The following is a 20689-nucleotide window of genomic DNA, read 5'->3' as shown; positions in this document are numbered from 1 at the left end:
GACCAAGTTGATGGAGTAACGCTTATGTTTTTTAAAAAGAGCAAAATTCTTACTGGGTTGCTGCTAGCAAGTTTTGGCGTGGCAGCGAATCCATGGTCTGATTTCTATGATGTTTCTGTACCAAGTTATATGCCTGGTCAAACAAAAGAAGTGACGGACGTTAGTAGCCGAAAAGTGGTTAGACAAGCTATGTTGCTTGATGGAGCAGAGCTCAACAGAACCTTTGAGCAATATCCAGACAGAGGGCGATATATTTTTATTGCCGATACATTATTGCTTGATGAAGTGGTTTCGCAAAATGTCCAAGGTAAGCATATTGTGATACTGGCTCGTTCTATTCAAGGTGAAGGCCTGATTGGTTTTAGTCAATTAGAGGATGCCAATACATCGGTTACTATTATTGCGGATAAGATTGAATCAGGAATACTGATTACCTCACACACAGGAACCGTTACACGAGTTGAAGACCAAGGTGAGAATTTTAAGTTTACCTATAGAAACTTACTTGGTAGGGAATCCGTTAGTTATGATAGCGAAAGTATTGAAAGTATTATTGTACAGTTAAACGAAGATAGAGATTATATTTTTAATCTTGCTTATGATTATGGTTTGTCTACGTATGACAGTAAACCCCAGCTTAGTATTGATATACTAGAATGGTATGCGAATTTGTTAGCAAGCAGTGATGCTCTGATTAATGAGGAAAATGCTTGGAATTTTGACGATACTTTTCGTGCTCTAAAAAGCTTGAGCTTATTTTATTCATCTTCTCAAAAAGATCAGAATTTTGTTCCAGTACTTGATTTAAATTTATATTCCAATAGCTACAGCCAAATTTTGGACGCAATGGAAGCGTTCCAGAGTGAATATGATCAATTTGAAAACCATCAAAATGATATCCAAGCAAGAAAAGACAGTGCACGTTTGATGTTGGATAAGTTGGATAATGCATTGAGTGCCCAGCACGCGATTATTGAAAACCAAGAAAGGCAGATTGCATCTTTCCAAAATAGTATCGAGAACAAAATTGAAGGATTTAAGGAGCAAGAGGGTGTCGTCGAAGTTGCAAAGCAGAACTTCAGACAAGGCATTATTGACTACCAGCGTAAGTTTATCGCTGGTATCGCTATTGAAGTGTTTAGCTCATTGGCCGATCTAGGCTCGTCGGTGATCTCTGCCTTTACGATTGGCCCTGCTGGAATAGAAAGCGCAGCTCAAGCGATAGGTGATGCAGCTCAAGATGCTCAGCAAGCCGTGACGATTTCAAAACGTTTAGAGCAGCTGAGTAAAGATATTAAGAAGATTAAAGATCTCAGTGCCAATCTAGAGACCATATTGAAGCTAATAAAAAGCAATCAACTGACTGCGGAGCTTAATGGACTGATGAGGGAAACAGAGATCGATATCCCTGATCTCGGTTCGTCCAGTACTGGTTGGGAGCTTGCTAGAATCGATATTGATACTGCACTGGGCGCAGCTCAAGAGTTGGGTGTCTTAGGCACAAGAGAGTATAAGAATGAGCTGAATAAACTTATGACTTGGGGAGCGAGTGTTTCAGGTCTGCAAGTCAAAGCTGTGATAGCAACCTATAGATTAACCGAGCTTCAGTTAGCCAAAGAAGCGATTGAAAAAGACTATGATAGCGTTGTCCAATACATAAACGACTTGGATACGGATGAGCAAGCTCTGCAGGAAGTCGAACAGTATCTGTTTAGAGCATACAGTTTGTTTAAACGCCCTCTTTATGGCGCAATGCTCAACTATAACGCGGCATATAAGTATCATACATTCGAAGATAGTACGGTTACTCCGCGTATTAACGCCAGCTATTTAGAATACAACCAAAACTTGGTCTCTATGGATGAACAGCTCACTCATGCTATCGAGGGCTTTTATGAAAATCCACCTCAGAGTTTTTCAATCGATGCAGACATTAATGATCAAGCTATTCTGGATCAATTAAAAGAGACTGGTGAATTCAGCTTTATTATTAATGAGCAAAACCATGAAACCTTTGGTAATGGTATTTTTAATAATAAAGAAAGGGTACGTCTAGACAGTATTGGTGTTGAGATCTTTGGACCTGAGCTAGCAGATGGTAGATATGAGTTTCAATTAACCCATACTGGTGAATTTAGGGACTTTTTTAAAAATCAACCATATATATTCAATACTAAGGAATCTCATCGTATATATTCCTATGACAAAGAGGGAGATGAATATAAGGTTATTACTCCCGGTGATATATCAGAGAACTTTGGGAAGTTCATTTTCAAACCTACGCCATTTTCTACTTGGACGGTCAAATTATTCGAGCATGAAAAAGTCGACTTAAGCAAAGTTGAGAATATTAAGCTTTCCTTCTCTGGAGAGTGGGTAACGCCCGAATTTTAGATTTCAATTTTTATTCTTGCGCTATACAGCAGCGTTATAGCGAAATCTCAACCTCGATATTATTACAACCTTAGATCTTAAGAGGCAACTATGGATTGGTGTAAAGCAGTGTTAGCAGCGTCATGTATGTTGGCAGTACACAACGTATCATTGGCAGAAAACTATAATGGGTTAGGCAATTTGGATGTATTCACATCTGAAAGCGATGACTTCCTATTGAGCGAAGAAGAATGGATTAAATTGAATATGTTGGCTCGCAGCGCGAGTACACTACCGGTTACTCAAGAGAGCATGCGTAAGCGTTTTTATATGAGTAATTACGTGGCCTTCGATGGAGTCTATCAAGATTTGCTGTCTAACTATCAAAATATCAATCATATATCGAGCGATTGGTTAGGAGACTCTGGCTATCGCGATAAGATGATTACTTTGGTTGAAAACTTGATTGAGTACTCTCATGAGGTGAATGATTCCTCTACAGGGATGTTACAGCAAACACAGCTTATTGTTGAAGCGGCGGAGAACGCAGATTATGTCGCGTTTGAACGGGCAAAAGCTGATTTACTCGCAATTTTAGAGGCAATGCTTGAAGATGCGACTAGGTATTACCAAGATGCAGATTCACTCGGTCATGGCTTAACCGACTTTATCAATTCTCTCGATGGTCAGGTACAAGACCTCGATCGGTTGCAAAGTTCAAATCAAGGTATTCTTGGAAATGACGGAAGTGAGGCCAGTAGAGAAATTGATGCACTAAAACAAAGAATCGATGAACTTAATAGTGAATATCGTAAGTGGGTAACTGTCGCTGCAACAACGCCTACCTATGCATGGATCTTTCCTTTTGGAACGATTGCAGCAATAAGCACTGCAGTTGCCGGCTCTGCGAAAGCAGTGGCTTTGAAAAATGAGATTCAGTCTATCCGTGAAGATGTCATCGCTTTGAGAGAGGAGATGGCACACGATCAAGCCGTTTATTTATCTTGGAATATCGCTACAGATAGCATAAAAAGCATACTAGAGAGCACACGTTCTGCGTTGGCGGCGCAGCAAAGGTTGAGAGGCGGTTGGGCACTAATTTCCAGCCAACTGGAAAGTGTCATTAAAGGAATTAATGACATAAACAGTGATGATGTTCTTCATGATCCAGATAACTTTATTGCAGCTTACTTAACTGAACTAGAGGTCCAAAAACTACAATCTCGATGGGAAAATCTCGGCACTGAGGGAGAGCTGTGGCTGGCGAATTCTGATGTGACAGGCATATCTTCAACACAGTTTAGTGTGCCAATTCGAAGCGATCTGGCCGATGAACTGGGCATTTCATACTCAACTGAAATCACAGAATACGCAACGGGCTTATCCTGGCCTACCTATGATTTTCAACAAGCGACTGACCTATGTATAAATCAAGGTATGCGTCTGCCAACCAAATTTGAACTAGAGGAACTACAAGCTTGGTTTAAACAATATGAAGATATTGACCCTAATGTATGGCCAGTAGCCAGCCATTATTGGTCAGCGACGATTGACCCTCAAGGACGTTACTATACGGTTGGCGTAGATGGTGGAGGATCAAAACTCTATCCACACGGCCATCAATACGTTGCTTGTACTAGTGGTGAAATGCTAAATGCACCTGTTCCGCCTCCGCCAGAAGTGTCCAATGAATTTTCGTTGCCTTTAACAAAGGAAGAAGCCGACAGAGAAGGGTACACTTATACTGGCTATAAATCTGAGATAGATTTTGGGCCTAAATGGGTAACCTTTACTTATGAACAAGCGAAGAATATGTGTCAGATCAGAGGTATGCGCTTACCCAATGCTGACGAGCTAAGCGTTTTCTCACAACAAGGGGCTGTGGGCTGGCCAACTCACAGGGTGTATTGGACTGAGAATAACCCCGCAGACTATAACTGGGATTACACCATGTATATCAGTGATGCGAATCCGATTGTATCTATGAAATCTTGGACAGGATACGTTTCCTGTAAGTAATGAGCCCCGTCTTAATCGATTGATTATGAGATAGTAATTGTTAAGCAGTTAGCTTCAAATAAGAGGTTAACTGCTCATTTCAGAAATAGCACTCATCTCTGTCTCTAATGGTATTGATGATGAAAATTGCTGGTGGAAGTAAAACTAACTGTGCAACTAGTTTAGTGATACTGGACCAAAACATAATACTGAGCAGTAGATCATTGTCCTTCACCCCGAAGTAAGCTAACGCAAGAAACAATTTCACATCAACCAAAGAGACAATAATCGTCGATATTGAGATCCTAATACTGATGCTATTAATCTTTAATGACGAGAATATCACGCCAAACATAAACGTAGAGACAAAGTAGGCACAAAGAGATGCTAAATAGACCCGATAATTACTCAAGCTATAGATCAAGTTGAAGCTTTGACTGTAGTTTGAATCAGGACCTGATTCGGGAGTAATTGATGCTAGGTACATCATGCTTATAAAAGCTAGGTACCCAAGGTAAGCCAAGGTTATGCATCTAAAATATGTCTTGGGTGAACGAGTTGCGATAATAATCGAAGAAAAAAAATAAACAAAGGGATAGGTAAAGAAGCCAGCGGTTAAGTGAATACCCAAAGCCTGTATTGCTTTGGTGGAAGCCAAGTTCGATGCTGTAAGGAAACAAAAAAGGCCAAGAGTCGCTGTTATAGTTGAAGTTTCTATCAGCCTCAAAGATTAACACTCCATGATGTGGTAAATGGCGATAAAATTTTCATTGCTTATCTTGAGCTTTCTTCTGACTGAAGGAGCGAGTAAGCTTTTCATCGAGATGATGACTGGAATATCAGATATTTCCATTTCGACGGTTTTATCTTTTACATTGATAGCGCGAATTCTGTCATCAGAAATACAATATTGCCCGCTATGAAGCTTGACGTCATGCCTATCAATATAGGCATGCTCAAACATTTCTTTACCAATAAAACCTACTAACCCATCAATAGAATATAAATTGGATTGTTTTTTTCTTATCTTAAATAAGTTAAATTTTGACATTTTTAAGTTGCATTATTGGATAGTTATCTTCGTGAATTATCCTATTGGAAGATATGAAAATGAACTTATTGTCTTCTTCAATGACTTTCCTAAGAACAACTTCCCCTGATGGTGTGGTACAAATGTAGTGATTTTTGTTTTTCAAAGGAGGAGAGAATTTTTCGAATATCAGTTGACTACTTTTAGGTAACGTGTCTATAAGTGCGTTGTTTTTTATGTATATGTTTGTGTTATTTTGTTCAGATAATGGGATTATATCAGAACCAAGTCGGTCAAAGTGGTATGGGGGAGCTGCATCATCGGATAAGTCGGAGAAAGTAATGTTATAATAGTCACATATTTTCCCTACTGTTTCTATCGTTGGGTTACTATTTTTACCGGAATACAAACTATACAAAGTACTATACTTAATGCCCATTTCTTGAGCGAGAAATTTAACGCCGCCGGTATCATGTTTACTGTCAGTTATAAGTCTTATTATTTTATTTATCATTTTAAGCTAGCCAAAGTGTGATTACATTCATGTTTAGTGTCGATTTAATAGTTATTAATCTATTTTTGACACTTCTATCTTTTTATTTTTAATTAATTCTAATGTTTTCATATAAATTATCCAGTATTAATTTATTCTAAAATGAATATTAAAAATAGAAATTTACTACTTAACTATCAGAAAATAAATTTATGTTATAAAGTAACGTTAAATATAGTTTCAGGTTAAAAACTAAGCTTGTAGTACATATAACAATATTTATTGGATAACGCCTTTGTAGACCTCATTAAATATGATACTGTAAATAAACACAGTGCATGAACGAGGTACTGTATGTTGGTTCGAACACAGAGTAAGAGAGAGTACAATCATGGACATTCGTCATAATGAAGGCTTTACAGTTACAGGATTTGCTGTCCGGACTTGCAACCTATCAGAGCAAGTAACATCGACTGCAAAAATAGCGTTACTTTGGCAGCATTTTTACCAGCAGGCTTCAGTACACCTAGAAGCACAGTCGTGTGTCTATGGTGTATATAGCAACTATGAATCGGATGCCTCAGGAAAATATGATCTGACCGTTGGTGCAACCAGTATGTCTCCTGATTGTTTAGATGACCAAGTAGAGCTCGCCGTACCTGCTGGTAAGTACCTAGTATTTTCTGCTAAAGGTGAGATGCCTGCTGCGGTGATTAATTTGTGGCAAGAGATTTGGACATATTTTGCTGATAGTAATTGTCTGCACATGAGGGCTTATTCATACGACTATGAAAGATATCTTGATGATTCATCCGTTGAAATTTGTATTGCGATTGATTAGCCCTAACACTTTGGTAGGCTGTTGAGTTTTATCTGTTGATGAGATTAATTTTTACTAACTCAAGCCTTTGATAAACTGGCTTTTCTGGTTTTTTGTACCAATCTGCAGGCATCGAATCTCCAAGCCCAGCTTTACTAAGCGCGGCTTTTTCCTTATGAGTAATGACAGCGTAGTCCAATAGCTGGTTAAGAATTCGCTGTAGGGATTGCCTCGTCAGTCGACCGTCGCGCCAATATCGCTTTATTTCTCCGATGATAGTTTGGTAAGGTACTACGGGCTCTAATATGGCGTTTTCGATAGCAGTGACCTTGGCAGAGCGCGCGCTCATCAAGCGTGCGCTTTCCCAGTCAGGTTTGTTTTTGCGAGTTAGGTAGTTTTCTCGAAAGCAAAAATAGCTAAAAAGAAAGCGTTCTATACATTGCCAGCGCTCAGCCTGCGCTTCCATGTAAATATGTTCAAATTCGATATCAAGATCAGTCATGGCTGTTTTATTCTTCTGCGCTTATGACGCATAGCTTGGTTTATTTGTGTTTGCTTTTGGAGTGCTATGCTTTTGTATCACAGATACAAGCTGTGCAAGCAAGAGTATACCAGAAACACCGAGACCAATACCGATTCCACCCCAAACGCCCGCTAAACCATACTCTCTGAGTAACAGCCAAGCTGAGGGTAGGCCGAATAACCAATAACCTATTGCTGTGACGAAAGTCGGGGCTAAGACAATTTTCATCCCTCGAAGTAGGTTAATAGCTAGCAACTGCCATGCATCGACAATAAAGGATAAAGCGACAACCCATATCACTCCAATTAATAAGGTGGATAGTTCAGCATCTAAGTTGAACATTGCGCAGATAGCTTGTGGGTAGCAGATAAAGAGTACAGCAATTACCGTACTTAGACCTGTGGTAATGATAAAGCTGCGTTTGACCGTGCGCTTTATACCTGTATAGTTGTCTGAACCATAATCTTGCCCAACAAGGATGGCTGCAGCTTGAGATAAGCCGAAGTTGATGTTCCAAGTAAAACTCAGACACTGAATAAGGATTTGATGTAGTGCGAGTGCAGCTACACTAATCGCTCCTGCCATTAAAGTGCCACCATAAATCAATCCATGCTCAAGTAATGCCGCAATCATAATCGGTATGCCAAGAGATAATAACGGCTTAAGCAGAGATAGAGAATATTCGTCTAAATTTTTCCAAGGCGAGAAAGCTTGATATTCCGCGCGTTTGAAAACCCAGTAACCATAACCCAGCATTACTATTAGGGAAGCTAGCGCAGTCCCTGCTCCTAAGCCAGCCAAACCAAATCCCAAGGTAAAAGCAAGCAGATAACTTAATGGAACATTGAGCACAACGGTTAAAAGTGACATCACCATGATAGACCGAGTGCTACCGAGTGCACTGGTTAAGCCACGGAGTACAAGTAAAATGAGTGAAGGTAGCATCGCCCATTTGAGTGTATCCAAGTAGCTCATCGCAGGGTCAATTAACTGTTCAGGTTGATTGGCGATGAGAAGCAAGTCAGGAACGTATCTGAAGCTTAGCGTCAGTGCTAGGGTCAAAATAATAGATAGTAATACGGCTCCTTTGACGGCAAAGCGAATTTGCTGATTACCGAAATCCGGTCTCGCGATTCTTTGGCCGTAAGCGATGGCAATCAGGTTTGCAACACAGCCTACACAGCTGCTTGCGATAATAAAGATAAAGCTATAGACAGAGGCACCAAGCCCTCCAGCCGCTAGAGCCGAAACACTGAGTTGTGACATCATCCAAACATCAGTTAAAACCAATGCCATGGTAATGAGTTGTGAAATGATGAGCGGGAATGCCAATGAGAGAATTTTTTTCATTATATGCCTCGTGTCTGAATGGGCATAAGGTATGATTTTACTGTGTGGCGTTCAAATGATATTTATGTCATACTTGCATGAGTTAAGATCATGTGAAAAGCCTATGTCCACTTATCAATTTCTTCCGTATTCGCATAATGGATTGAAAGTATTTGAATCCGTAGCGCGTTTGATGAGCTTTACCAAAGCTGCTGATGAGTTAAATGTCACACAAAGTGCCATTAGTCGACAAATAAAGCAGCTTGAAGATGAGTTAAATGTTTTGCTGGTTGTACGTAAACACAGATCGATTGCCCTAACTGACAGGGGGAATGAGTTATATCAAAGGCTGAATAATAACTATCGTGCATTGGACTCCTTAATTGGAGAGTGGTCTAAAGCGCACAAACAAAGGATTGTGATAAAAAGTGCGCTAAGTTATGCGACTCGAGTTTTACTGCCTAAAGTGGTTAGCCTCAATGAAAAGTACCCAGAACACGAAATTGTCATCATTCCCGCTATTGAAGAAGATCCTGATTTGGATTCAGGAGATTGTGATTTATGGATAGTAAACACATGTAAAAGTGATAAGTATATAGGTAAGAAAGGCGTGACGTTTTTGCGAGAGGAGTATATGGCGCCCGTATACGCCAAATCGCTATCAGAGCAAAATGTACCGCTCCAAGATGTACTCACCTTGCCACATTTACACGCTACGCTCGACCACCAAGACTGGAAGCATTGGTTAACTCAGGCCAACCTTCAAGGAATAAAGAAAGGCAGAGATACGGTTTTTTATAGCTTAGATTTAGCACTCAGTGCTTGTATCGCGGGTCAAGGGGTAACGGTCACTGACTTATTGTTGGTGTTACCAGAGCTTAACCGTGAGTTTCTTAAATGTCCGAACGATATGGTTTTACAGCATAGTAAATGGCAATACTTGTGCTATCAACCTAATCAAAGTTCGATTATTGATGAGATACACCATTGGCTCATTGAGAAAACCCAAAACGAGTTGGGTCAGCTCAAAGCTATGTGTGAAAGTTTTGGTTGGGACAGCCGGCAAGTAAACTGGGGTTAACTCTAGCAGCAATTGCAATTACGCTTATATTTACTCATTTTTCCGATGCCCGGATTAAAGGTATTGGTAGGATCTAACGAATGGTAGAAAGCTTGTAGTTGCTGTTCCGCCTCATAAAGATGTCCCACGTTATGCTCCGCAGGGTATTTGGCACCTTTCTGAGTAAGGAGCTCGAGCATCTTTTGCTTGATCTTTTTCGTGTCAGCGCCTTTTTTAAAGATATAATCCTGATGAAATACATGGCACATAAAGTGACCATAGTAGAGAGCGACTACCAAGTCTTTTGTGATCTCTTTTGGCAGTTGTTCTACCCAGTCAAGATCATTGCGACGTAGTGCAATATCAAGTGCCAATATATCTTCTACTTCATTCGAATGTATGGTTTCATACCGCATTGCTGCCCCTGCTGCAGCAAAACGATGGAGTAGGGCTTTATTACTTTCGTCTTGATTGCAGATGAAAAAGTCACAGTCTTGTTGCTCTGACCATTCCTCTTCTAGGTAGGTTCGCGCTTCTTCGATACCACCATCACTCATCTTAAGAATTAAATGGTGCTCATATTTGTCCCTAAACTCTAACATGCGTTGTGGCAAGTGTTGTGGGAATAGCTTACTCATCCAATACATAAACATATCTGGTAGATTGTGGGAAACAAAGGGAATACGTTTGAGCAAGGTTTCTATCTGAGCTTTAAGCGCGAAGAACTTGGGTAGTCTCTCAGTGCCTAAATGATGAATAGAAAGAAAAACATCTTTACCATAATGTTCAGCAAGGTTAAATATCTCTCGGTGCATGTACTCTCCCATTTCTGGAAGATGATTGAACTTGCTTAACATATCGCGTCTAAGTTTGCTTAGCATCGCGTGGTCATTACAGCCAATATAAAACACTTGCTCTTTATCTGGTATTGGATTGGTATCAACTCTCACCGCAAATACAGCTAATTTGCCTGCGCAGCCACTGGCTTCAAATAGTCGCCTCGAATCTGCATTAAATCGAGAAGGAATATCTGAGTCTATATCGCGTACTCTTTGTTCATATTCCTTATCAGACGCCATGGCATCTGTGTGTTTGATATTCTCTTGTGTGAAGTTTCCGTGTTCTATATTGGTAAGAATATCTTCAGGTGTTTCACCAAGTCCTTCTATTCCAAGGTGGTTAACCAGCTCTAATTCGCCTTCTTTATTAACCTGTCCAAATAGCGCGAGTTCAGTGTAGGCTGGACCGCGTTTGACTAATGCGCCACCTGAGTTGTTGGCTATTCCGCCGACAACCGTCGCGCCAATGGATGAAGAACCAATCACGGAGTGTGGCGCACGATTGACCTTCTTGAGTGTTTTTTCTAGTTGGTGGAGACTGACCCCAGGTAGGCTAACTACTTGTTTGCCGTCATCGATAACATGCAAGGTATTGATGCGCATGATGTTGATCACAACGACCTCACGATCATAATCTTCACCACTAGGGGCGGATCCTTCTGTGAGTCCAGTTTTTGCCGCTTGCATTATGACGATGCAATTGGCTTTGACGGCAGTTTGTAATAGGCGCCACTGCTCGACCAGTGAACCAGGAAAGAGCACCGCAAGCGCTTTTCCTTTCCCAGAACGAAAGCCAGAACGATAGTATTCTGTTTTTTTATCACCTGTTAATACGTGTTGTTCACCAACAATATCTATAAATGTCTGAATTGTTGCTTGTTTGTCCATAATTTTCCTTAACTTCCAGCATGTAGGGCTTTAGTTTTTGACAGTCTAAAGTTGAAATGAAAACAACACCACTGTGTCACTCAAGAACTTGGCTAAGGTCTACTACTGCTAACTCTCTAATTCTTCTTTAAGTTCTTGCATATCAGTCTATTAGAGTGTTTAAGCTATTTGATTAGTGAATCTAATAACAATGTGTTTTTCCCAAAGGAATGTAATCTTTATGGCCAAATAATTAACTTGTGCCTAGCTATCGAGTTATGGCTGTTTTGTTGTCAGTGAAGTGTCTATGCTTCTACCTATCTGATGGATCTGCATTCAATCTCACCTTCTAACTGCTAGGTTGACACTGATATGGGCAATTAGGTTTGAATTCAAAATATTTTAAAGGCACATTATAAGTTAACCATGTCAATTACCGTGAGAACTTGTTAATGACGTCCATAGATCAGCAGTTAGCCAAACTGAAAGTCATCCCTGTTATTGCCATAAATGATCTCAATAATGTTGTTCCTTTGGGGCGCACACTTATTGAAAATGGTCTGCCATGTGCAGAAATCACGTTTCGTACCGATTGTGCCGCACAAGCGATACAAAAGCTTCGAGTTACCTATCCGGATATGTTGATTGGAGCAGGCACTGTATTGACGATAAAGCAAGTGGATGACGCGATTGAGGCAGGTGCTGATTTTATTGTTAGCCCTGGTTTTAACCCTAAAACAGTGCAGTACTGTTTGGATAAAAATGTCACTATTATCCCAGGAATCAATAATCCTAGCTTAGTCGAGCAGGCAATGGATTTTGGTTTGAAAACCTTAAAGTTTTTTCCAGCCGAACCCTCTGGTGGCACCCCCATGCTCAAGGCACTGTCAGCAGTTTACCCAGTTAACTTTATGCCTACAGGTGGAATAAGTATCGACAATATTGATGATTACCTTTCTATCGATTCTGTGCTGGCTTGTGGTGGGACATGGATGGTTCCATCCAAGCTTATTGATCAAGGGTGTTGGCAGGAAATAGGAGAACTTGTAAGACAAGCTTGCTTAAAACTTACCTAAATAACGCTAAATCGTGTTTAAATTATCATAAAACCAGAGTCTCCTCAGCTGAGTGGTCGACACAGAGCTGATGGAATATCTTAGCCTGAGGTGACAGCGTTCGGTTTTTAAGTGTGAAAACGCCTATTTGCCTCTCTATTTTTGGGTCTGATAATGGCAACCAAGTTAGAGATGATGTCTTTGGTGGGAAGGCAAGTTTGGGCAAGGTTGTAATACCAATGCCGAGCTCTAGAACCGAATACAGAGAAGTAATATTTTCCACTGAATACAATGCTTTTTGACTTAATACTCGGGCTGGCGTTGATTCAAGCAGGCTGCAAGTGCCGTTGCGTATAAAAGGCTCGCTTTGTATAGATTGCCAATCTATTTCTTGACGATCGATGGCAATGGGGTTGTCTTTTAGACATACCACACCTATTGGATCAGACAGTAATGGGGTCAAGCTGATCGCATCTTGGTTAAGTATCGAAGGATTGCCTAAGGCTAAGTCAACCTCTCCAGATAGAAGCCTAGCTTCCACACCTGCTGCATTATCATCAATTAAACTCACTTCGACATTGGGGTAGGTTTTATTGAATACACCCAAAATATTCGGGATAAGTTTTGCGGCAACAGAAGGCACGCTAGCAATACGTACTTTTCCTTGTTGGCCACTTGCGATAGCTCGCAAATCGCTATCGAGCGCAGAATATATATTAAGAAACCTTGCTACCTTGGGCAGGCATAGTTCACCGAAGGGCGTTAACTCGCATTTGTTGCCTGCTTCAAATAGTGATTGTCCCAAGATTTTCTCTAGTTCTTTTACTGATGTTGATAGTGCTGCTTGAGAGCGATTTGCTCGATGAGATGCGGCGCGAAAGCCTCCTTCCTCGACGACCATCACAAAATGTCGTAATTGTTGCAGTTTGATACTCACTGATTTTCTTCCCAATTCATTCTAGCTAGTAGCTTTACATCTGTGTGATAAATTTTATTTATCAAATGAATAAAATTTACCGTTGGATTTATCGCATGTCAAAGTGCAGGATTTAACTTTTAGACACAAAGATGTAACAAAGGTTAAAAGCCAGTGAATACAAGAAATAAAAAATATCCCATTAAAACAGAGTTATATGCATCAAAGGCTCCTCTTGAATGGGCTGTCGTGGGGAATGGTACCTTATATACGGCACAAATTCCGATTGATGCTAATGGTGATGTGGTAACGGGTGGTATAGAGGCGCAAACTCGCCAAGTATTTGGCAATCTTATTCACACCCTTGAATGTGCCGGCGAGTCGTTGGATTCAGTGTGCCAAGTCATGATCTATGTGACAGACCGTCAGTATCTCGAGTCCGTCAATCGGCTCTATGCCGAGTATTTTGTGTCACCTTATCCGAATCGAGCAGCTATTGTCGTCGCAGGTCTAGCCCGAGAAGAAATGCTGGTTGAGTTTGTTGTCTATGCATCCGCGACTGACAGCCATCAATTCCAAAGCGGCAAATGAGCCAATCTAGAAGTTATCAAGCCAATTAAGGAAGTTCCTATGTGTTTATTTGACAAAATAAAACCAGAGCAGTCACTTTTTATTCAAGGAGAGTGGCAATCAGGTATAGATACCGTTTCTAATATTAACCCTTCCGACATCAGTGACACTGTGGGCGACTTTGCTCAAGCAAGTAAAGATCAAGTCGAGCAAGCAATTCAAGCTGCCAAGCAAGCTCAGCCTTTATGGGAAAGAACATCGATCGAGCACAAACAATCTGTTTTACAAGCTATTGGTAATGAGTTGATTGCCCGCTGTGATGAGTTGGGTCAGTTACTTTCTAGAGAAGAAGGTAAGCCTTTTGCCGAAGGGCGCGGTGAGATATATCGGGCAGGGCAATTCTTTCAATACTTTGCTGCTGAAGTGTTACGCCAAATCGGTGATACCGCAGATTCGGTTCGTCCGGGAGTTTCCGTGGAAGTGACACGTGAAGCTATCGGTGTGGTTGGCATTATCTCTCCTTGGAATTTTCCAACCGCTACCGCTGCATGGAAAATTGCGCCAGCTTTAGCTTTTGGTAATAGTGTGGTTTGGAAACCAGCTAATCTCACTCCGGCAAGTGCGGTCGCATTAACCGAGATTATTCACCGTCAGGGCCTACCAGCAGGTACGTTCAATTTAGTTCTTGGTTCTGGTTCCGTCGTTGGTAACACTTTGATTCATTCGCCTGATGTCGCTGGTATTAGTTTTACAGGATCGGTCGACACTGGGCGTAAAGTGGCAGCTGCAACTGCGCCTAATTTTGTTCGGTGTCAGCTGGAAATGGGCAGTAAAAATGCGCTAGTCATTGCCGATGACGCGGATCTTCAAATTGCGATTGAAGCGACGATTGCAGGTGCTTTTTCAGGAACAGGGCAGAAATGTACCGCGTCTTCAAGGCTTGTTGTGATGGATAGTATTCATGATGCCTACGTTGAAGCCTTGATACAGAGGATGAGTGAGATAAAAGTTGGGCATGCCTTGGAAGAGGGTATTTTTATGGGCCCTGTCGTGGATGGTGTCCAGCTAGAAGCTAACTTAGGTTGGGTTGAGAAAGCTCGTCAAATAGGGGCTGAGCTTGCATTTGGTGGTGAACAACTCGCACTAAAACATCAAGGCTACTATATGGCACCAACCCTTTTCATAAACACCCAAAGTCATTGGAATATCAACCAAGAAGAAATCTTCGCTCCTTTGGCAAGTGTTATACGAGTGAAGGACCTCGACGAAGCCATTCAAGTGACCAACGATACTCGCTTTGGTTTAACCGGAGGCATTATTACTCAAAGCCTTAAAACCAGCACCATTTTCAAACAGCAATCTCAAACTGGATGTGTGATGGTTAACCTACCCACTGCCGGAACAGACTACCACGTGCCATTTGGAGGACGTAAAGAGTCCAGCTTTGGGCCTCGTGAGCAAGGTCAATATGCAAAGGAGTTCTACACCGTTGTGAAAACCGCTTATCAGCGTCCTTATTAGGGTCTTCTTATCGGCAGCGAAAAGCTACCAATGAGTAGAGAAATGATAGGAACAATATAGGAGTGGTTATGTTCCAAGATAAAATCATCATAGATGGACTGCAGTATTGTCATTGGGATAGAGAATACTTCCAAACTTTATTAGCAAGTGGTATCACCGCTGTGCATGCGACGATCGCTTACCACGAAGATGCCCGTCAAACACTGACCCGTTTTGCTGAGTGGAATAGGCATTTTGAGCAAAACTCGGATCTCATTATGCCAATACACTCTATGGCTGATGTTGAGCAGGCAAAGTTACAAGGAAAAGTTGGTATCTTTTTCGGTGCGCAAAATTGTTCACCGATTGATGATGAGATTGGCTTAGTTGAAGTCATGCGCCGGCAAGGCCTTTTGATAATGCAGCTGACTTATAACAACCAAAGTTTGCTTGCGACAGGGTGCTACGAACAAGAAGACTCAGGAGTGACTCGATTTGGTCGACAAGTCATAGAAGAAATGAACCGGGTCGGAATGATTATCGATATGTCACACAGTGCCGAACGCTCAACACTAGAAACGATAGAACTTTCCTCTCGGCCGATTTGCATTAGCCATGCAAATCCCAGCTTTGCACATAATGCGCTGCGTAACAAATCTCATGCTGTTATTGAAGCTCTTACCAAACGAGGAGGCTTGATCGGCTTTAGTTTATACCCTTTCCATCTGCCCAATGGTAGTCAATGCCGATTGGAAGATTTTTGCCAAATGGTTGCCAAAACAGCGGAGCGATATGGCGTTGATCATTTGGGTATAGGAAGTGATTTATGCCTAAACCAGCCTCAACATGTTTTGGAATGGATGCGTAATGGCCGTTGGTCCAAATCAATGGACTATGGAGAGGGAAGTGCCACAAATTCTGGCTGGCCTGAAGCTCTACCTTGGTTTGATGGCCGACAAGGCTTTGAAAACATCTACACCGGATTACTTAAGTTCGGCTTTAGTGACCATGAAGCGGGAAAAATATTGGGCACCAACTGGCTGACTTTCCTGACAAATGGCCTTAAAGCTCATTCATAAACACAATCCTTATAAGCATGGATTACCTCGCCACCACACTTTCGGTGGCAGGTTCTCTATTGCTGCATAACAAATATAATTTGGAGTCAGTGTATGGCTAATTTTACTCATGGTATCAGTGCAACGTCGTCGGATACCTACCGTATCGAGGATAATGCTCGCTCTGCCGATAGGCTTGGTTTAACCAATCCAGCATTTTGGTATAGCGGTGGATTGATTGCCTTATTTGTTGGTTTAGCACTTTATGATGATCAATTGCTTACTTCAATGGTAAGTACGGGGTTTACTTGGTCGGTAAAAGTGTTTGGGCCGTATTGGCAAATACTATTACTGTTAACTTTTCTGATCGCTATTGGGCTTGCCAGTGGAAGAACTGGCCGAGTCATTTTAGGTGGAACCAATCAGCCAGATATGGATGCATTTCGTTGGACTGCAATCATCTTCTGCACTTTGCTTGCCGGAGGCGGTGTTTTTTGGGCCGCAGCAGAACCAATCGCACATTTCGTTAATCCACCACCTATTTACAGCGCAGGTACTAGTCCTCAACAGACCGCGATTAATGCTCTGTCGCAATCTTTTATGCACTGGGGGTTTCTTGCATGGTCAATTGTTGGAAGTCTAACGTCTATTGTGGTGATGCACCTTCATTACGACAAAGGTCTCCCTCTTAAGCCGCGTATACTCCTATATCCTATTTTGGGTAAACGGGTACTTGATGGTCATATGGGAGCGCTAATTGATGCTTGCTGTATTCTTGCTGTCGCGGCCGGAACTATAGGCCCAATAGGGTTTCTTGGCTTGCAGGTTAGCTATGCGTTAAATGCATTATTTGATGTACCAGATGGTTTTACTACTCAACTGATTATCGTCTTATTTGCGATTACCTTGTACACCCTATCTGCTTTAAGTGGATTGCACCGTGGAATGCAAATGTTGAGTCGTTATAACGTCATCTTGGCAATTGCACTCATGCTCTACATCCTGATATTTGGTCCAACGAGTTTTATTTTTAATGGCTACATTCAAGGTGTAGGGACCATGTTGGATAACTTTATTCCTATGGCTACTTATCGTGGTGACGAGGGATGGTTAAGCTGGTGGACAGTATTTTTTTGGGGCTGGTTTCTTGGTTATGGTCCAATGATGGCCATTTTTATCGCCAGAATTTCCAGAGGTCGTAGTATCCGTAAAGTGATCATGACTATCAGTGTTATTGCGCCATTGGCGACCTGTTTTTGGTTTACCATAGTTGGTGGCTCTGGGCTGGCGTCTGAACTTGCCGAGCAAGGTAGCATTAGTCATGCCTTTGAGGGCTTTAACTTGCCGGGTGCGTTACTAGCCATCACTCAGCAATTGCCATACCCAATGTTGACCTCAGTATTATTCCTAATTCTTACCACTATTTTTATTGTTACCACTGGAGATTCAATGACCTACACCATTAGTGTAGTGATAAGTGGTGATACTGAGCCTAATGCCTTGGTAAGAATGTTCTGGGGCGCCATGATGGGAGTGACGGCCCTGATACTTATCTCTATGGGATCTGGAGGCATTTCGGCTTTACAATCTTTTATTGTTATTACCGCGGTACCTGTATCTTTCATCTTGCTTCCGTCTCTATGGAACGCTCCACAGATTGCACTAAAAATGGCTAAAGAGCAGGGCTTATAAGCTGACCAACATTTCCAATCCCTATATTAAACCAATAACAACAAAAGGTAGTGAGTAAAATGGATGCGCAAAAAACTACTGATACATCAATGTCACTGCGTGATAGAAATATTGTAATGGATGCTAAAAGGCTAGGTGTCATGCATCAAAATAGAATCAGTTTTGCACGCAGTCTAGTCCGGAGAATGTCTCGAGACAAATGGCAGTTGTCCTGTCATAGGTGGTACTTGAATGAACTTGGCTATGGGCACGTGATTTACCGTTTAACAACAAAAGAAAATACGTATCACTTGGTTGTGTTTTGCCAAGAAATTGCTGATCAAGAACGAAATGACCGCGTTATTGCGGAAAAATGGGACGTCACTTTTGCTCTTGTCATTGGTGATGTTGACGATAAACTTTTGGCATCTTTGCGTGATAATGTACCCGTGCAAGAAGCTGGGCGTTATAAAAATTGTGTACTAGTTTTAGGGCGCGCAAACAAGAGTGTCCGTATTTTCGACAAGCTAGTTTCAAGTCTTGCACATGGCGGCCAACCTACTGTCGAGCTGCTTACAGAAACGGGTTATGTACTGCGGACAACGGCTGTATATGGCAACGGAAAGTTTGGGATCGCTGATTTTAAAACACTTGAGAAGAACTCAGACTTTCGATATTCATTTAGTGCACAAATGTGCGCCGTATACCTTCTTCGAGAGTTTAGTTTAGACTGGATTAACTTTTTGGCTAAGCAGGCTGGAGGTAATGAGGCTGTCACGCTGAATAAAGAACTAGCGCGATATCTCGGTATTGGTAATGCGACTGGTTTAGGTATGGCGCCATATCTTATCAATCACCCATGTGTTGTCGATCAATGGATGACCTCAAGGGAAAAGGCACTTTCCAGAGTTTTATCAATACAGCCAGATAAACAAGAACAGAGTTGGTTTTATCAATTAGTAGAGAGAGCGAGTCAACACTTTAATCAAATACGCACTATCAACACTACTCAAGAATCAGCGAATCACCAAACGATTGTGGAACTGAAAGCCATGATTGAACACTCGGGGGACAGCAGTCGTGATAATAAAACTTGGTTGGATGCATTTGAGTATTTTTCTGACTATTCAGAACAAACTCAGGAAGTGGCACTTTCTTGCTTGATGGAACTATATCCCGAAACTGTCGATGAGTTTGAGGAGCTGATGAATGCGCAAGAGGCGCTAACCATAGATGCTACTTATTCGGTAGGCGAGTTAAAGAAACTTATTGAGGAAAAGTATCGTTGGGCGATTGATGACGATTACTCTCAAGCTGAGAATAACTACTGGTTTTGGTATCGCTCGCAAGATAAAGAGGAACCTAGATTGGGAGTTCGTGGTCTCGAAGAGGGCGAAGATAGAGAGCTACCTCTTGATATTGGCCGTCAAGTGAATCGCCTTTATCACAAAATGTGCGGCTACGATTCTCAATCTAGCATTGCTCAATTTTTGTTGCATTTTCCTCAATACCGAACCATCGCTCGCAGAGTATGGACAATGGCTCATCGATCCATGGGAGATATTCAAGTCAACATATTGAGAAAAGATGCCTTACCGATCGACTTGCTGCGTTGCAAATTAGCTATGCTCGGAGCTACTAAATTTGATCCACGCTCTGATCGTTGGGTTCGAGTTACCTTTTTCCAGGGAGCGCCGCTATTTATTGATCATAATACGAAGCAGCTAAATGATGACTGGCTATTTCCGCTCCTACCAAACTGTGAGTTACAAAAGGAGGTGGTAGTATGATTGTATCCTATAACGAGTTGTCTTCAGCGGTTGAGAAAGCCTTTCGCGGAGAGCTGCGCTTATGTGGCGAAGCAGATATCATAGCTGCTATGGTAGTGGATCTGCAAATGCTTGGTCTTGATGGTGTTCGACATTTTAATCAAGCCAGTCGTCGTTATGACTGGGGGCCAGATAATGCTGTGCAAAGCCACCGTGTCAATGACAATCAACTTAGCTTTGACTTGGGATACGGCAGTCTTGCTTGTCATTTTCCGGTTGTGATTGATGTTGCGATGGATTGCCTAATTCAAACTGAATCGCTCTTTATTCATATTACACGGTGCAACCATCCTTGGTTCATTCATGGTGAACTTTCACAATTGGCGGCAAAAGGCAAAGCGTCTAGAGCAAGTTGGTTCGATAAGGACAGCGCTAGGCAAGTCTTCTATGTGTTAAACATGGGGCAGACTGTGCCGGAGATTACCTATCAAAATACCACCAAATTAAATCGAGTAATGAGTGACACTCTCGACATTGAAATTTCTAGCAGCGATTTTGAGTTACCTAAAGATAAATTAGAGGGTAGCCACCATATACATTCTCATCAAATGCTTATGGCCAGAGAGTTAGCGTGGCGAGATGGCATTTTTGTAGAGGATGAAGAATGGGATTACCTTGTTATTCAGTCGAAGCGTAACCTTGTCGCAACCAATGAGCGTTCGGAAAAGGGGGCGGGTGAAACTTTGGCTAAAACTGAGTGCACCAGTTAGGAGAAGGCTTTAAAAGATATAGCCAAGGCATTTGCCTTGGCTTTTGCA

The 20689-nt window shown here is 41.7% G+C and carries 18 protein-coding genes; 11 read left to right on the top strand and 7 right to left on the bottom strand.

Features of this window, described 5'->3' with window-relative positions; translation table 11 throughout:
- Nucleotides 1–24 precede the first annotated feature (24 nt).
- Both AAFM34_RS04005 and AAFM34_RS04000 read left to right on the top strand, forming a co-directional pair.
- Nucleotides 25–2394 (top strand): hypothetical protein, encoded by a 2370-nt coding sequence (locus tag AAFM34_RS04005; protein ID WP_341660204.1) that lies wholly within the window; start codon nucleotides 25–27, stop codon nucleotides 2392–2394.
- Nucleotides 2395–2484: 90 nt separating this feature from the next.
- Nucleotides 2485–4392, top strand: a complete 1908-nt coding sequence (locus AAFM34_RS04000) for an alpha-xenorhabdolysin family binary toxin subunit A (protein ID WP_341660202.1) — start codon at nucleotides 2485–2487, stop codon at nucleotides 4390–4392.
- A 79-nt stretch (nucleotides 4393–4471) separates the two neighbouring features.
- Here the strand turns inward: AAFM34_RS04000 and AAFM34_RS03995 are convergent, their stop codons facing one another.
- From AAFM34_RS03995 to AAFM34_RS03985, 3 genes are read right to left on the bottom strand one after another with little or no spacing between them, the layout of a single operon-like run.
- A complete protein-coding gene (locus AAFM34_RS03995) occupies nucleotides 4472–5098 on the bottom strand; it encodes a queuosine precursor transporter (RefSeq protein ID WP_341660200.1) in 627 nt (208 codons plus the stop codon).
- A gap of 3 nt (nucleotides 5099–5101) precedes the next feature.
- The gene (locus AAFM34_RS03990; RefSeq protein WP_341660198.1) at nucleotides 5102–5422 is read right to left on the bottom strand and encodes a hypothetical protein; all 321 of its coding nucleotides are present in this window, start codon (nucleotides 5420–5422) and stop codon (nucleotides 5102–5104) included.
- Nucleotides 5409–5915, bottom strand: a complete 507-nt coding sequence (locus tag AAFM34_RS03985) for an XRE family transcriptional regulator (RefSeq protein WP_341660196.1) — start codon at nucleotides 5913–5915, stop codon at nucleotides 5409–5411. The genes AAFM34_RS03990 and AAFM34_RS03985 overlap by 14 nt, the downstream gene beginning before the upstream one ends.
- Before the next feature lie 370 nt (nucleotides 5916–6285).
- Between AAFM34_RS03985 and AAFM34_RS03980 the strand changes: the two genes are divergently transcribed.
- Complete coding sequence (locus AAFM34_RS03980) at nucleotides 6286–6735, top strand: GyrI-like domain-containing protein (RefSeq protein ID WP_341660194.1); 450 nt, start codon at nucleotides 6286–6288, stop codon at nucleotides 6733–6735.
- Nucleotides 6736–6763: 28 nt separating this feature from the next.
- On the opposite strand, the gene AAFM34_RS03975 is transcribed toward AAFM34_RS03980, so the two are convergent.
- Nucleotides 6764–7216: a hypothetical protein gene (locus tag AAFM34_RS03975; protein ID WP_341660192.1), complete on the bottom strand. Its 453-nt coding sequence runs from the start codon at nucleotides 7214–7216 to the stop codon at nucleotides 6764–6766.
- Between the two features lie 21 nt (nucleotides 7217–7237).
- Complete coding sequence (locus AAFM34_RS03970) at nucleotides 7238–8587, bottom strand: MATE family efflux transporter (protein WP_341660190.1); 1350 nt, start codon at nucleotides 8585–8587, stop codon at nucleotides 7238–7240.
- A 103-nt stretch (nucleotides 8588–8690) separates the two neighbouring features.
- Between AAFM34_RS03970 and AAFM34_RS03965 the strand changes: the two genes are divergently transcribed.
- Nucleotides 8691–9647 carry a LysR family transcriptional regulator gene (locus AAFM34_RS03965; RefSeq protein ID WP_341660188.1) on the top strand — a complete coding sequence of 319 codons (957 nt, stop codon included), beginning with the start codon at nucleotides 8691–8693 and terminating at the stop codon, nucleotides 9645–9647.
- 2 nt (nucleotides 9648–9649) lie between these two features.
- On the opposite strand, the gene dld is transcribed toward AAFM34_RS03965, so the two are convergent.
- Entirely contained in the window at nucleotides 9650–11353 is a 1704-nt protein-coding gene (gene dld / locus AAFM34_RS03960; RefSeq protein WP_341660186.1) for a D-lactate dehydrogenase, read from the bottom strand.
- A gap of 431 nt (nucleotides 11354–11784) precedes the next feature.
- Here dld and AAFM34_RS03955 point away from each other — a divergent pair, with 431 nt between their 5' ends.
- On the top strand, nucleotides 11785–12408 hold the full coding sequence (locus AAFM34_RS03955) for a bifunctional 4-hydroxy-2-oxoglutarate aldolase/2-dehydro-3-deoxy-phosphogluconate aldolase (protein ID WP_341660184.1): 624 nt from the start codon (nucleotides 11785–11787) through the stop codon (nucleotides 12406–12408).
- Nucleotides 12409–12433: 25 nt separating this feature from the next.
- On the opposite strand, the gene AAFM34_RS03950 is transcribed toward AAFM34_RS03955, so the two are convergent.
- Nucleotides 12434–13324 (bottom strand): LysR substrate-binding domain-containing protein, encoded by an 891-nt coding sequence (locus AAFM34_RS03950; protein WP_341660182.1) that lies wholly within the window; start codon nucleotides 13322–13324, stop codon nucleotides 12434–12436.
- 153 nt (nucleotides 13325–13477) lie between these two features.
- Here AAFM34_RS03950 and AAFM34_RS03945 point away from each other — a divergent pair, with 153 nt between their 5' ends.
- The 6 genes from AAFM34_RS03945 (at nucleotide 13478) to AAFM34_RS03920 (ending at nucleotide 20641) form a co-directional block, all read left to right on the top strand.
- The gene (locus tag AAFM34_RS03945) at nucleotides 13478–13894 is read left to right on the top strand and encodes a RidA family protein (RefSeq protein ID WP_341660179.1); all 417 of its coding nucleotides are present in this window, start codon (nucleotides 13478–13480) and stop codon (nucleotides 13892–13894) included.
- 39 nt (nucleotides 13895–13933) lie between these two features.
- Nucleotides 13934–15394 carry an aldehyde dehydrogenase family protein gene (locus tag AAFM34_RS03940; RefSeq protein ID WP_341660177.1) on the top strand — a complete coding sequence of 487 codons (1461 nt, stop codon included), beginning with the start codon at nucleotides 13934–13936 and terminating at the stop codon, nucleotides 15392–15394.
- A 68-nt stretch (nucleotides 15395–15462) separates the two neighbouring features.
- Entirely contained in the window at nucleotides 15463–16452 is a 990-nt protein-coding gene (locus AAFM34_RS03935) for a membrane dipeptidase (protein ID WP_341660175.1), read from the top strand.
- A 93-nt stretch (nucleotides 16453–16545) separates the two neighbouring features.
- The gene (locus tag AAFM34_RS03930; protein WP_371833247.1) at nucleotides 16546–18123 is read left to right on the top strand and encodes a BCCT family transporter; all 1578 of its coding nucleotides are present in this window, start codon (nucleotides 16546–16548) and stop codon (nucleotides 18121–18123) included.
- Between the two features lie 59 nt (nucleotides 18124–18182).
- Complete coding sequence (locus tag AAFM34_RS03925) at nucleotides 18183–19892, top strand: hypothetical protein (RefSeq protein WP_341660173.1); 1710 nt, start codon at nucleotides 18183–18185, stop codon at nucleotides 19890–19892.
- The gene (locus tag AAFM34_RS03920; RefSeq protein WP_341660171.1) at nucleotides 19889–20641 is read left to right on the top strand and encodes a DUF3726 domain-containing protein; all 753 of its coding nucleotides are present in this window, start codon (nucleotides 19889–19891) and stop codon (nucleotides 20639–20641) included. The genes AAFM34_RS03925 and AAFM34_RS03920 overlap by 4 nt, the downstream gene beginning before the upstream one ends.
- The last annotated feature ends 48 nt before the right edge of the window (nucleotides 20642–20689 follow it).

Origin of the sequence: Vibrio sp. (genome assembly GCF_038138445.1) — a bacterium.
GTDB lineage: Bacteria > Pseudomonadota > Gammaproteobacteria > Enterobacterales > Vibrionaceae > Vibrio.
This window is presented reverse-complemented; position numbering and strand designations above follow the sequence as displayed.